Source organism: Microbacterium paludicola (assembly GCF_039529675.1).
GTDB lineage: Bacteria > Actinomycetota > Actinomycetes > Actinomycetales > Microbacteriaceae > Microbacterium > Microbacterium paludicola.
In genome coordinates this window covers 1-12830 of record NZ_BAAANG010000002.1, presented here as the reverse complement: position 1 = coordinate 12830, position 12830 = coordinate 1, and the positions used below count along the sequence as shown (strand labels likewise).

General features: G+C 71.4%; 11 protein-coding genes. 6 read left to right on the top strand and 5 right to left on the bottom strand.

Features of this window, described 5'->3' with window-relative positions; translation table 11 throughout:
• Window positions 1–125 precede the first annotated feature (125 nt).
• The 3 genes from ABD161_RS01830 to ABD161_RS01820 are packed head-to-tail and all read right to left on the bottom strand — an operon-like array spanning window position 126 to window position 3111.
• Window positions 126–866 carry a sulfite exporter TauE/SafE family protein gene (locus tag ABD161_RS01830; protein WP_343999144.1) on the bottom strand — a complete coding sequence of 247 codons (741 nt, stop codon included), beginning with the start codon at window positions 864–866 and terminating at the stop codon, window positions 126–128.
• Window positions 867–895: 29 nt separating this feature from the next.
• Window positions 896–2083: an endo-1,4-beta-xylanase gene (locus tag ABD161_RS01825; RefSeq protein WP_343999142.1), complete on the bottom strand. Its 1188-nt coding sequence runs from the start codon at window positions 2081–2083 to the stop codon at window positions 896–898.
• The gene (locus ABD161_RS01820; RefSeq protein ID WP_343999140.1) at window positions 2080–3111 is read right to left on the bottom strand and encodes a LacI family DNA-binding transcriptional regulator; all 1032 of its coding nucleotides are present in this window, start codon (window positions 3109–3111) and stop codon (window positions 2080–2082) included. The genes ABD161_RS01825 and ABD161_RS01820 overlap by 4 nt, the downstream gene beginning before the upstream one ends.
• Before the next feature lie 203 nt (window positions 3112–3314).
• Here ABD161_RS01820 and ABD161_RS01815 point away from each other — a divergent pair, with 203 nt between their 5' ends.
• The 5 genes from ABD161_RS01815 to ABD161_RS01795 all read left to right on the top strand — a co-directional run bounded on the left by ABD161_RS01815 (window position 3315) and on the right by ABD161_RS01795 (window position 10334).
• Window positions 3315–4616 carry an extracellular solute-binding protein gene (locus tag ABD161_RS01815; RefSeq protein ID WP_343999138.1) on the top strand — a complete coding sequence of 434 codons (1302 nt, stop codon included), beginning with the start codon at window positions 3315–3317 and terminating at the stop codon, window positions 4614–4616.
• A gap of 9 nt (window positions 4617–4625) precedes the next feature.
• Window positions 4626–5645, top strand: a complete 1020-nt coding sequence (locus ABD161_RS01810; RefSeq protein WP_343999135.1) for a carbohydrate ABC transporter permease — start codon at window positions 4626–4628, stop codon at window positions 5643–5645.
• Window positions 5642–6523: a carbohydrate ABC transporter permease gene (locus tag ABD161_RS01805; RefSeq protein ID WP_343999133.1), complete on the top strand. Its 882-nt coding sequence runs from the start codon at window positions 5642–5644 to the stop codon at window positions 6521–6523. Before ABD161_RS01810 ends, ABD161_RS01805 begins: the two co-directional genes overlap by 4 nt.
• 43 nt (window positions 6524–6566) lie before the next feature.
• Window positions 6567–9002, top strand: a complete 2436-nt coding sequence (locus ABD161_RS01800) for a beta-xylosidase/alpha-l-arabinosidase (RefSeq protein ID WP_425560743.1) — start codon at window positions 6567–6569, stop codon at window positions 9000–9002.
• Window positions 9003–9176: 174 nt separating this feature from the next.
• Window positions 9177–10334 (top strand): ROK family transcriptional regulator, encoded by a 1158-nt coding sequence (locus ABD161_RS01795; RefSeq protein WP_343999131.1) that lies wholly within the window; start codon window positions 9177–9179, stop codon window positions 10332–10334.
• Between the two features lie 175 nt (window positions 10335–10509).
• Here ABD161_RS01795 and ABD161_RS01790 read toward each other — a convergent pair whose 3' ends face one another.
• Window positions 10510–11949, bottom strand: coding sequence for an aldehyde dehydrogenase (NADP(+)) (locus ABD161_RS01790; RefSeq protein ID WP_343999129.1), 1440 nt, complete (start codon window positions 11947–11949; stop codon window positions 10510–10512).
• A 53-nt stretch (window positions 11950–12002) separates the two neighbouring features.
• Window positions 12003–12404, bottom strand: a complete 402-nt coding sequence (locus tag ABD161_RS01785) for an enolase C-terminal domain-like protein (protein ID WP_343999470.1) — start codon at window positions 12402–12404, stop codon at window positions 12003–12005.
• On the opposite strand from ABD161_RS01785, the gene ABD161_RS01780 reads away from it, so the two are divergent.
• Window positions 12324–12695, top strand: a complete 372-nt coding sequence (locus tag ABD161_RS01780) for an aldo/keto reductase (protein WP_343999127.1) — start codon at window positions 12324–12326, stop codon at window positions 12693–12695. The genes ABD161_RS01785 and ABD161_RS01780 overlap by 81 nt on opposite strands.
• Window positions 12696–12830: the final 135 nt, after the last annotated feature.

Below are 12830 nucleotides of genomic sequence, written 5' to 3'. Positions count from 1 at the left end.
TACAGACCCGCTTTCAGCGTCGTTGGCGAATTGTTGCGACTGAGAACTTATCACGAGGATGGTGCGGAGGCAATGCCGAAGCGGCGCTCGGTTACCGGCACCGGGAGCGTGCCGCGGATCGTGGGTCAGCTGAGCAGCAGGTACAGCGCGCCGACGATCGTGAGCACGATCACGATGCGCTCGAACGTCCGCTGATCCAGCTTCCCGAGCATCGTCCGCCCGAGGAAGGCGCCGGCGATCACGCCCGGCACGAGCACGAGGTCCATCAGCAGCGTCGGGACGTCGATGATCCCGAGGCCGATCGACAGTGGCAGCTTCGCGAGGTTGATTCCGGCGAAGAACCACGCCGTCGTGCCGAGGAACGCACGCACCGGGAAGCGCGCGGCGAGGAAGTACATCGTCATGACCGGGCCGCCGGCGTTGGCGACCATCGTCGTGAAGCCGCCGAGGGTGCCGTACGCGGCCGCGGCGACCGGTCCGGTCGTGACCTCCTCCTCGCGCGCCCGCCAGCGGCGCCACAGCGTCACGCCGATGACGAGCAGCAGGATGGCGCCGATCACGCGGCGCGTCCAGGTGTCGTCGGCGATGCCGAGGAACAGCCAGCCGAGCAGCAGGCCGGCCGCGACGGCCGGGATGAGGGGGAGCAGCGCCCGCAGGCGGGCGTGCTTGCGGTGAACCCAGATCGCGAACCAGTCGCCGACGATCAGCAGCAGAAGCAGCGCCCCGGTCGACGCCCGCGCCGGCAGGACGGCCGCGAACAGCGCGATCGCGAGCGTGTTGACGCCCGGCAGCGCGGTCTTCGAGACCCCGACCGCCACGGCGCCGAGCGCGAGCGCTGCCCAGGCGAGGGCGGAGAGTTCGGGCATCGTGTCAGGCTATCCGCGCGGCGGCAGGCTCAGGCGATCGTGACCTCGACGACCTCGCCGCCGGGAACGGTGATCCGGTAGTCGCCCTTCCATCCCTCGATGCGAACGCGGCCGTCGGCGTCGGTGCGCAGCGTCGTGGGCGACATCCACCATTCGCCCCGGATCAGGCCGTGGAGCCGGTCGTAGGCGGGCTTGCGGCTGCCGTCCGCGCGCAGCAGCCCGATCGGGGCGCCAAGCCAGGCGCCGACGTCGGTGAGGCCCCAGTACGTGATCGCCTCGACCGAGGGATGCCCGGTGAGCGCGCGGTACAGGCGCTCGATCTCGTCGGCCTGGCGGGCCTCTCCCTCGGGCGTCGACGGCCACTCGTCGACCACGTAGTCGTTCAGGTCGTCGATCTCGGGAGGCATCAGGTCGCCCGACACCAGGCTCGACTCCGTGAAGTGAAGCGGCAGCCCGAAGCGCGCGAAGCGATCGGCGACCTCGAGCAGCTCCTCCTCGCCGCGGAACCCCTGGTGCATGTGCGTCTGCAGACCGATCACATCGATGCGCACACCGGCCTCGAGTGCGTCCTCGATCACACGCTCGTACCGCGGCGACAGGTCGAAGTCGTTGATGAGCAGCGTCGCGCCGGGGTTCGCGGCGCGGGCGGTCTCGAACGCGAGCTTCACGATGCCGGTGCGGCCCAACTCGCGGGCAAGACGTGAGACCGCGTTCGGCACGCCGTCGGGTTCGTTGTCGAAGTCGGGCATGATCGCGACCTCGTTGATCGCGTCCCAGGTGTCGATGAGCCCGGCGAAGTCGGTCGCCTCGCGCGTCACGCGCTCGCGCAGCAGTCGCTCGGTCTCGTCCGACGGAAGCCGGTCGTGCCACTGCGCCTTGACGGTGTGCCAGACCAGCGGATGGCCCTTCAGACGCACGCCGCGCTCCGCGAACCAGCGTGCAGCGGTCTGCAGGCGGGCGGTGTCGGGATGCCCCTGCTCCGGCTCGAACCGGCCCCAGTAGAACGGCAGGGTCGCGGTGTCGAACAGCGCGAGCCAGTCGTCGGCGAGCGCCGTCAGATCGGCCTCGCCGTTCGCGTGCGGCACGAGCTCGAAGCCGATGTTGCCGAAGCCGAAGGCGTGGCGCACCTGCTCGACGGTGACCTCGTGGTGGGCGAGCGGCTCGCCGTCGGGCGAGGTCAGCACGACCTCGGCGGATCCGGTGCGGGCGATGGTCATCGTTCCTCCGTCGGTGGGCGGGTCGAGTCGCGCAGGGTCAGCTCCGCCGGCATCCGGATGCGCTCGCTCGCGCCGCCGTCGAACATCGCCAGGAGCAGGTGCACGGCCGCGGTTCCCATCTCGAGAAGCGGCTGGCGGATCGTGGTGAGGCCGGGCCGGCTGGCGGCTGCGGGGGCGAGATCGTCGAAGCCGACGACGGAGAGGTCGTCCGGAACGTGGAGCCCGCGGGTGGAGGCGACGCGGATCACCTCGAGCGCCGTCGCATCGTTCGCCGCGAAGACCGCGGTCGGACGATCGGGACGGTCGAGCAGGGCCTCGGCGGCGGCGGTCGCGTTCGGGGCCCGGTAGCCGGCATCCAGCACGAGCGACTCGTCGATCGCGATGCCCGCGGCGGCGAGCGCATCGCGGTAGCCCTGCTCGCGCTGCTGCGCCGACAGCAGGTCGGCACGGCCGCGCAGGTGGCCGATCCGGCGGTGCCCGAGCGAGATCAGGTGCTCGGTGGCCATCCGCCCGCCGCCGTAGTTGTCGGTGTCGACGACGGCCGGACCGGTGGGGCCGGTGTGGGGGTCGACCGCGACCACCGGGACGGAGATCTCCTCGAGCGTGACGGTGGGGGTCAGGATGATGGCCCCGTCGATCAGTGTGCCGCCGAGGCGCGAGAGCGAGCGGCGCTCCCATCCCGCGTGATCGCCGGCGGACACGCTTCCGGCGTAGGCGAGCACGTCGTAGGCGGTCTCCTGCAGGGCGGTGGAGACGCCGTGAAGCAGCTGCAGGGCGAACGGCTCGAACTCGGCGACGAGCACGCCGACCACGTGCGTACGGCTGCGACGCATCGACGAGGCGACGATCGACGTCTCGTAGCCGAGCCGATCAACGACGCTCAGCACGTGGGCGCTCGTGGTGGCGGCGATGCCGTCCCGGCCGTTCATGACCTTCGACACGGTCGCGACGGAAACGCCCGCGGCGACCGCGACGTCACGGATGGTGACGCGTCGCGGCGGCGTCTGGCGCCCGACAGTCGTGCTCATGTGCCCCCTTGCACGTCAATCCTGCCCGAGCTCTCGGCGGGAACCTGCCGAGCGCGTCCGGGTCCCGGCAAGCATAGCGTCGAAAACGTTATCGATAACGTTTGACATTAGTTGTCGCCGGTGACAAAGTCGTCCAAGACGCATCGGAGGCCTCGGCGACTGGAGCCGGGCGGGGCGTCGACTCAACGAGGAGGATCATGCCCATGAACGTTCGCAGGACATGGATGGCCGCTGGGGCCATCGCAGTCGCCGCGGGACTCACGCTCACCGGCTGTGCCGGTGGTGGTGGCGGCGGTGGCGGCGGCGAGGAAGGCGGCCCCGTCGAGCTGACGATGTGGCACAACTCGACCACGGGCCCCGGCAAGGAGTTCTGGGACGAGGCGGCCGCCGCATTCAAGGCGGAGAACCCCGACGTCACGGTCAAGGTGACCTCGGTCCAGAACGAGGATCTCGACGGCAAGCTTCAGACCGCCGTGAACTCGGGCGACATGCCCGACATCTTCCTGCAGCGCGGCGGCGGCAAGCTCGCCGACATCGTCGCGGCCGGCCAGGTCAAGGACATCAGCGGCGCCATCGACGCCGATGTGAAGGAGGCGCTCGGCGAGGGCGCGTTCAACGCCTTCACGCTCGAGGGCAAGGTCTACGCGATGCCGACCGCCGTGCTTCCCGGCGGCATCTTCTACAGCAAGGACCTGTTCGAGCAGGCCGGCATCACCGAGACCCCGACCACGATCGAGGAGCTCGGCGAGGCCGTCGACAAGCTGAAGGCCGCCGACATCCAGCCCATCGCGCTGGGCGCCAAGGCCGCATGGCCCGCCGCGCACTGGTACTACTTCTTCGCTCTGCGCGCCTGCGACCAGGACACCATCGCGAACCTCACCACCGACGCCGACTTCACCGACCCGTGCTGGCTGGAGGCCGCGGAGAACCTCGAGGAGTTCGCGGGCACCGACCCGTTCCACGAGGGCTTCCTGACCACCGACCCGCAGGAGGGCGCGAGCTCGTCGGCCGGTCTGATCGCCAACCACCAGGCGGCGATGGAGCTCATGGGCGCCTGGGACGTGGGCGTCATCGCGAGCCTCACCCCCGACCAGCAGCCGCTTCCCGACCTGGGATGGTTCCCCTTCCCGGCCGTCGATGGCGGCGCGGGCGACCCGTCCGCGATGATGGGCGGCGTCGACGGCTACTCGTGCTCGGCTGACTCGCCGGCCGCCTGCGAGGAGTTCCTGAACTTCATCGCCGGCAAGGAGTGGCAGGAGAAGTACGCCGAGGCGTACCAGACCATCCCCGCTTCCTCGGAGGCGCTCGGCGCGGTCACCGACCCGTCGCTGCAGCCGCTCATGGAGGCCTACGGTGAGGCGGCCTACGTCACCCTGTGGCTCGACACGGCGCTCGGCCAGAACGTCGGCAACGCGCTCAACACCGGCGTCGTCGAGATGCTCGCCGGCCAGGGCGACGCGCAGAAGCTCGTCGACGGTGTCGCCACGGCGGCCGAGCGAGGCTGATCTCGCACCATGACCGACATTCAGGCACAGAACACCACGTCCGTGCCTGAGAGGATCGCCTCCGTCGGGGCAGGCTCCGCGCCTGCCCCGACGGCGGGCGGGCGCAAGCCGCGACGGGCCGACTGGCGCAAGCGCGGCGAGATCGCGCTCCTCTCAGGCCCCGCACTCATCTTCTTCGTCGGCTTCGTCATCTTCCCCGTGGTGATGGCGGCGTTCTACGGCTTCTTCAAGTGGAACGGCTTCGGCTGGCCCACCGACTTCGTGGGACTGAACAACTACGTCCTCATCTGGGAGGACCAGACCTTCCGCGAGGCGGTCGGCCACAACTTCGCGATCGTCATCCTGTCGCTGCTGATGCAGGGCCCGCTCGCGATCCTCTTCGCCCTTCTGATGAACCAGAAGATGAAGGGGCGCTCCCTCATCCGGGTGCTCATCTTCGTCCCCTACGTGATCTCCGAGGTCGTCGTCGGCACGGGCTGGAGCCTCATGGCCCAGGACACCGGCGCGATCAACTCGATGCTCGAGAAGCTGGGCCTCGAGTTCCTGCAGAACTCGTGGATCGCCAACCCGGATGTCGCCATCTGGACCCTGATGGTGATCATCACCTGGAAGTACATCGGGTTCGCGGTCATCCTGATGCTCGCCGGCATGCAGTCGATCCCCGAGGAGCTCTACGAGGCCGCCGCGATCGACGGCGCCGGCTTCTGGAAGACCCAGTGGAGCATCACGCTCCCGCTGCTCGGACCGACGATCCGCATCTGGGCGTTCCTGTCGATCATCGGCTCGCTGCAGCTCTTCGACCTTGTCAACATCATCTGGGGCCAGTACATCGCGGCGACCGCGGGCACCTCGACGATGGCCACGTACATGTACCAGAACGGCCACCTGGCCGGGAACTACGGCTTCGGCAACGCCGTCGCGGTGATGCTGTTCCTCATCTCCCTCGCCGTCGCGCTCGTCTACCAGCGCTTCGTGCTGCGTCGCGACACCGAGGGAGCGCTCACGGACAGCGGAAAGGCGGAGAAATGACGGCGACATCCGTGGCGATCCGGGCGGTCGGCCGCAACAACCGGCCCGCGAAGGCGCCGAAGGAGAAGTGGGGAAACCCGTGGGTGTACCTGCTCGCGGTGATCCTCGTGACGATCTGCATCACCCCGGTGCTGTACATCATCATCGGCGGCTTCCGCACGAACTCGCAGATCACGGCCGACCCCTCGGGCTTCCCCGCGCCGTGGCAGCTCGCCAACTACGGCGACGTGCTGACCGGATCCGAGTTCTGGACCGCCATGGCGAACTCGACCATCGTGGCGCTCGGCACCACGCTCGGCGCCGTCGTGCTCGGCGTGATGGCGAGCTACGTGATCGCGCGGTACGAGTTCACCGGCAAGGGCGTTATGTACTCGCTGTTCGCGGCCGGCCTGATGTTCCCCGTCACGGTCGCGATCACCCCGCTCTACCTGCTGGTCCGCAACCTGGGGCTCGTCAACAGCCTGGGCGGCGTCATCCTGCCGCAGATCGCCTTCGCCCTGCCGACGACGATCATCATCCTGGTGCCGTTCCTGCGGGCGATCCCGAAGGAGCTGGAGGAGGCCGCGTCGATCGACGGGGCGAGCCGCCTCGGGTTCTTCTGGCGGATGGTCATCCCGCTCAGCCTCCCCGGCGTGATCACGGTGGGCATCCTGGCGTTCGTCGGCTCCTGGAACGGCTACATGCTGCCCCTGTTCATCCTCAACGACAGCGCGCTGTACACGCTGCCGCTCGGCGTGCAGAACTTCTCCTCGCAGTACTCCGTGGACACGGCCCGCGTGCTCGCGTACACGTCGCTGTCGATGGTGCCCGCGCTTGTCTTCTTCAGCCTGTTCGAACGCCGCATCGTCGGCGGACTCACCGGCGCCGTCAAGGGCTGAGCCCGCGCGCTCAGCCCCGCAGAACACCCTTTTGGAGACATCCATGTCCCTTGACACGTCCATCGACGGCCGCGCCGTCGAGTCCGCGGCCACCGAGGTGCCGGCGTTCCCGGAGTCCTCCGAGCGCGTGCGCGCGCTGCTGGCCGAGATGACCCTCGAGGAGAAGGCCGCGCAGATCGTCGGCTACTGGCTCGACCAGGGCGGCGAGGTCGTCGCCCCGCTCGCGGACGAGATGAGCACCGCGAAGGACGGCCGCACCCTCGCCGACATCACGAAGGACGGCATCGGCCACTACACGCGTGTGTACGGCACGCGTCCGGTCGAACCGACCGAGCGCGCCGCCTGGCTGTGGAACGAGCAGCGTCGCCTCAAGACCGAGACCCGCCTCGGCATCCCCGCGCTCGTGCACGAGGAGTGCCTGACGGGCCTCGCGGCGTGGAAGGCGGCGACCTTCGCGACGCCGCTGGCGTGGGGCGCGTCGTTCGACCCGGACCTGGTCGCCGAGATGGGCGCCCTGATCGGCGAGTCGATGCGCGACCTCGGCATCCACCAGGGCCTCGCGCCCGTGCTGGACGTCATCCGCGACCCGCGCTGGGGCCGGGTCGACGAGTGCATCGGCGAGGACCCGTACCTCGTCGGCACCGTCGGCACCGCGTACGTGAAGGGCCTCCAGTCGGTCGGCGTCCACGCCACGCTGAAGCACTTCCTCGGGTACTCGAACTCGCGCGCCGGACGCAACCACGCGCCCGTCCACGCCGGCCCCCGCGAGGTCGCCGACGTGTTCCTGCCGCCGTTCGAGATGGCGATCCGCGACGGCGGCGTCAAGAGCGTGATGAACAGCTACGCCGAGATCGACGGCGTTCCGGTGGCGTCGAACCCCGAGCTCCTGACGACCGTGCTCCGCGAGCAGCTCGGCTTCGACGGCGTCGTCGTCGCGGACTACTTCGCGATCGCATTCCTCGAGGTGATGCACGCGGTCGCGGCCGATCGCGGCGAGGCCGCCGCGCAGGCGCTGAAGGCCGGCATCGACGTGGAGCTTCCCTCGGGCGACGCCTACCTCGCGCCGCTCGTGGAGCGTGTCCGCTCCGGTCAGCTCGACGAGGGCTACGTCGACCGCGCGGTGCTGCGTGCCCTGTCGCAGAAGGAGGAGCTCGGCCTGCTCGAGCCCGACGCCTTCGCGGGGGAGGCCCCGGCCGAGATCGACCTCGACAGCCCGCGGCACCGCGAGGTCGCGCTGCGCCTCGCCGAGGAGTCGCTTGTGCTGCTCACGAACGACGGCGCGCTCCCGCTCGCGGCCGATGCGCGGCGGGTCGCGGTGATCGGCCCCAACGCCGATCGCGCCGCCGCGCTGCAGGGCTGCTACTCGTTCGCCAACCATGTGCTCGCACACCACCCCGGGTACGAGATCGGCTTCGAGATCCCGACGGTGCGCGAGGCGCTCGCGGCGGCCCTGCCCGAGGCGGAGGTCGTGTTCGCCGAGGGCTGCCAGGTGGAGGGCGACGACCGCTCCGGCTTCGACGCCGCCGTCTCCGCGGCCGCGGACTCGGAGGTCGCTGTGGTCGTCGTGGGTGACCAGGCGGGCCTGTTCGGCCGCGGCACCGTCGGCGAGGGAAACGACGTCGAGTCGCTCGACCTGCCGGGCGTCCAGCGCGAGCTCGTCGACGCAGTCGTCGCGACCGGCACCCCCGTCGTGCTTGTCGTGCTGACCGGCCGCCCCTACGCGATCGCATGGGCGGTCGACGGCGAGCAGCCCAAGCCCGCCGCGGTGCTGCAGGCGTTCTTCCCCGGCGAGGAGGGCGGTCCCGCGATCGCCAACGTCCTCACCGGGAAGACGGCGCCGTCCGGTCGCCTGCCGATCAGCCTGCCGCGCTCGTCCGGATCCTCTCCGTACAGCTACCTGCATCCGATCCTCGGCGGTCCGTCGGACGTCACGTCGACCGACTCGACGCCGCTGCGTCCCTTCGGCTTCGGCCTGTCGTACGCGACCTTCGCGTACGACGACCTGCAGGTCACGGCGACGGCGGCGACCGACGGCGCCTTCGAGGCCGCGGTCACGGTGACGAACACCGGCGAGGTGGCGGCGACGGATGTCGTGCAGCTCTACGCCCGCGACGTCGTCGGCTCGGTCACGCGCCCCGTCGCCCAGCTGCTCGGCTACGCGCGCGTCGCGCTCGAGCCGGGTCAGTCGCGCCGCGTCACGTTCGACGTCCCCACCCAGCGCCTGTCGTTCACCGACCGGACCCTGACGCGCGTCGTCGAGCCCGGCGAGGTCGAGGTGTGGGCGGCATCGCACGCCGAGGCGTCCGCGAAGCTGACCGGCCCCGAGGAGACGACAGGCGGCGTGATCTCCAACGAGAAGGCGCGCGGCGTGCGCGTCATCCCCGGCGAGGCCACCGCGCGCGAGGTCGTCACGCTCACGGGTGACGTCCACGTCGTGACGCCCGAGGACGCCCGCATCGTCGGCGTCCGCATCGACTGACAGACCAGGCGGATCCGGATCCCCCCGGTCGAGAACCCGAACTCGCCGGGGGGATCCGGATCCGTCGACGTGCGCGCCCGTCGTGATCCGGCTGCGGCCGCAGCGTGCGTGGCTGCGGGGATGTGCGCGCCCGGCTCGGTAGCGTAGAGCCGAACCGGAAGACCGAGGACTGACATGCACGAACGGGCCACGAGCGTCGAGGGCGTGCGCAGGACGAACCTCGGCGCGGTGCTGCGGCTCGTCCACCACGAGGGCGCGCGGTCGCGCGCGGTGATCACCGCCGAGACGGGCCTGAACCGCTCGACCGTGTCGGACCTCGTCGCGACGCTGGTCGGCGCCGGCCTCGTGGAGGAGCGGGATCCGGATCCGACGCGCCGCGTGGGACGGCCGTCGCCGATCGTCGCGCCCAGCGAGGACGTGGTGGCGATCGCGATCAACCCCGAGGTCGACGCGCTCGAGGTCGGGGCGGTGACCCTCGGCGGACGGGTGCGCGCCCGCACGCGCGAGAGCGTCGGCATGGCCGTGGAGGACGTCGTCGCCGCGGTCGCCCGGATCGTCGACGGCTGGAGATCCGGCGCACTGCGCGGCTGCCGCATGGTGGGCGGCGGTGCCGCGGTGCCGGGGCTCGTGCGCGCCTCGGACGGCGTCGTGCGCCTCGCTCCGCACCTCGGCTGGCGCGACGAGGACATCGCGAGCCGCCTCGCCGAGGCGACGGGCCTCAGGTTCCTGATCGGCAACGACGCGTCGCTCGGCGCGCGCGCCGAGCGCCTGTTCGGCGCCGCGCGCGATCACGCCGACGTGATCTACCTCAACGGCGGCGCATCGGGCATCGGCGGCGGGCTTGTGCTCCACGGCATGGCCATCGGCGGGGCGGAGGGCTACGCGGGCGAGTGGGGCCAGAGCCGGCCCGGCATCCTGCTCGAGGCCGACCGGCGCACCACCCAGGGAGTGCTCGAGGACGAGGTCAATCGCGGCAGGCTGCTCGACGCGGTCGGGCTTCCCTCGGCCGACGACGCCGCCCTCGCCCGCGCGCTCGCCAACGCGACCGACGGCGAGGTGACCGGGGAGATCCACCGGCAGCGCCGGATCCTGTCCGCCGCGCTCGCCAACGCCGTCAACGCCCTGAACCCGTCGGTGATCGTGCTCGGCGGCTTCCTGGCGATCCTTCACGAGCACGATCCGGAGGGGCTGCTCGACCTCGTCCGCGATCAGGCCCTCTCGGCACCGACCGAGCGCCTGGAGATCCGCGCCGCGGCCCTCGGCGCCGATCGCCTGCTGATCGGCGCCGCCGAGGCCGCGTTCGAGCCTCTGCTGGCCGACCCGCTCGCCTGACCCGCGCTCACCGGCGCGCGCCGATCGGTGCCGAGCGGCCCTCATCCGGCGGCGTAGGGGCCGCTCCGCACCCGGCCGCGTCCGGCTCCGGCCTGACGCGGCGGCCGATCGGTGCCGAGCGGCCCTCATCCGCGAGGGAAGGGGCCGCTCCGCACCGGATCCCGGCGCCCGGGCGTCAGATGATGCCGAGCACGCCGTCGACGCGGCGGGGGATGCCCAGGGGGTTCCCCTCCTGCAGGGCAGGGGGGAGCAGGTCGGCCGGCGCGTCCTGGTAGGCGACCGGGCGCTGGAAGCGGCGCACGGCCGTGGCGCCCACCGAGGTGAACTGCGTGTTCGTGGCGGGCCAGGGGCCGCCGTGGTGCTGGCCCCAGCTGACGGCGACGCCGGTCGGCCAGCCGGAGAACAGCACGCGGCCGACGACCTCCTCGAGGCGCGTGACGAGCGCGGTGACGTCCTCGCCGGCCTCGTGGTGCACGGTCGCGGTCAGGCCGCCCGGAAGCGCGTCGAGCGCCGACTCGAGCTCGTCCGCCGACGAGTACCGGACGAGCAGCGTGAACGGCCCGAACACCTCCTCCAGCAGCTGGTGCGAGTGCTCGAGCAGGGTGGCGACGTCCGTCGCGGCGACGAGGGGAGCAGGTCCGTCGCCGGCCTCGCCCGTCGCGACGACCTCCACGCCCGGCACGCCCGACACCCGCTCGATGCCCGCGGCGAAGCCATCCGTGATGGCGGGCGTGAGCAGGCGCGGCGGGGTGATCAGGTGCCCGGGAAGCGCCGCCTCGAGGGCGGATCCCGCGGGAAGGAAGACCACACCGGGCTTCGTGCAGAACTGTCCGGCACCGAGCTGGAACGAACCGGCGAGTCCCTCGGCGAGCGAGGCTCCGCGTGCGGCATCCGCGCCGGGCGTCACGACGACGGGGTTCAGCGAGCCGAGCTCGCCGTAGAACGGGATCGGCTCGGGGCGGGCCGCGGCGCGGTCGAGCAGCGCGCGACCACCGCGGACGGATCCGGTGAAGCCCACGGCCCGGATCACCGGGTGGTCGACGAGCGCGAGCCCTGCCTCGAAGCCCTCGATCAGCGCGAACACTCCCTCGGGCGCCCCGGCCTCGGCAAGCGCCCGAGCGACGACCTCCGCCATGCGCCGCGAGGTCTCCGGGTGGCCGGGATGGGCCTTGACCACAACGGGGCAGCCGACGGCGAGAGCCGACGCGGTGTCGCCGCCGACGACCGAGAACGCGAACGGGAAGTTCGACGCCGCGAACACCGCGACGGGCCCGAGCGGGCGCAGCACGCGCCGCAGGTCGGGGATCGGGGGAGTGGCGGACGGATCCGGATGGTCGATGATCGCCTCGAGGTACGAGCCCTCCTCGACCACCTTCGCGAACAGGCGCAGCTGCGCGGTCGTGCGCGCGAGCTCGCCCGCCAGACGAGGGTTCGCCGGCAGCGCCGTCTCCCGTGCGGCGACCTCGATGAGCCCCTCGGCGTCGGCATCGACCGCGTCGGCGGCGCGGCGCAGCCACTCGGCGCGGGTCGGGTCGTCCGTGCGCACGGTGACCGCGAAGGCGTCCTTCGCGGCGCGCGCGATCCGGTCGACCTCATCGATCGTCGTGTCAGTCACTTCGTCTCCCTTCGGTCGCTCACTGCGGCGATTGTGCGGGCCGGTCTCGTCGCTCAGCGGAAGCGGATGCCGAGGCCGAGCGGCGGCCCGCCCGTGACCCAGCCGTCCGCGACGGTCACGCCCGTCGGCTCGACCAAGGCGCCCAGCGCGCCGAAGGCGGCGTCCTCGACATCCTCGATCCAGGTCGTCTCGGGAAGCGTATACGCAAGCTGGGAGCTCAGCTCCGGAAGCAGATGCGGCGCGAGCTCGATGCCGCGCTCGCGGGCGAGGTCCGCGATCGCGAGGAACGGGGTGATGCCGCCCACGCGCACGATGTTCGGCTGCGCGACCTGCAGCGCTCCCGCGTCGAGGAAGTCGCGGAAGCGGTGAACGGTGTGGATGTTCTCGCCCGCGGCGATGGGCACGTCGATCCGCCGCGCGAGCTCCCGGTATCCGGCGAGGTCATCCGCCCGCAGGGGCTCCTCGATCCAGCCGATGCGGTGCTCGGCGAGGGCCGGGATCGCCCGGGTCGCGACGCGATCGAGCGGATGCGGCAGGTGTGCCGCCGCTTCGACACCACGCTCGACGTCGCCGCCGTGCGGTACTCGACGAGGGATCCCCGGTTCGCGACGACGGTCATCGGGATGTCCTCGGCGGCCCGCGTCGCGCCGAACGTCGCCGCGGCGACCGCCGACCTGCCCGACGAGCTGTTCGCCGGGCTCGAGGCCCTGGTGCCGCCCGAGGAGCTCTGGCTCGACCGCCGCTGACCCCTTCTGGTGGTTGAGCGACCGAGCGCAGCGAGGGAGTCGAAACCGAGGTGACGTCGCGGCGGGTTGGGGCGACGGTCCTATAGTTCGTCAAGCCCGGAGTAGGTCGGTTCTGAGGGCGTGGAAGACTTCGCG

Excerpts from the sequence above, each read along its gene's own strand:
- ABD161_RS01830 (WP_343999144.1), bottom strand. The coding sequence starts at position 866 with ATGCCCGAACTCTCCGCCCTCGCCTGGGCAGCGCTCGCGCTCGGCGCC.
- ABD161_RS01825 (WP_343999142.1), bottom strand. The coding sequence starts at position 2,083 with ATGACCATCGCCCGCACCGGATCCGCCGAGGTCGTGCTGACCTCGCCC.
- ABD161_RS01820 (WP_343999140.1), bottom strand. The coding sequence starts at position 3,111 with ATGAGCACGACTGTCGGGCGCCAGACGCCGCCGCGACGCGTCACCATC.
- ABD161_RS01815 (WP_343999138.1), top strand. The coding sequence starts at position 3,315 with ATGAACGTTCGCAGGACATGGATGGCCGCTGGGGCCATCGCAGTCGCC.
- ABD161_RS01810 (WP_343999135.1), top strand. The coding sequence starts at position 4,626 with ATGACCGACATTCAGGCACAGAACACCACGTCCGTGCCTGAGAGGATC.
- ABD161_RS01805 (WP_343999133.1), top strand. The coding sequence starts at position 5,642 with ATGACGGCGACATCCGTGGCGATCCGGGCGGTCGGCCGCAACAACCGG.
- ABD161_RS01800 (WP_425560743.1), top strand. The coding sequence starts at position 6,567 with ATGTCCCTTGACACGTCCATCGACGGCCGCGCCGTCGAGTCCGCGGCC.
- ABD161_RS01795 (WP_343999131.1), top strand. The coding sequence starts at position 9,177 with ATGCACGAACGGGCCACGAGCGTCGAGGGCGTGCGCAGGACGAACCTC.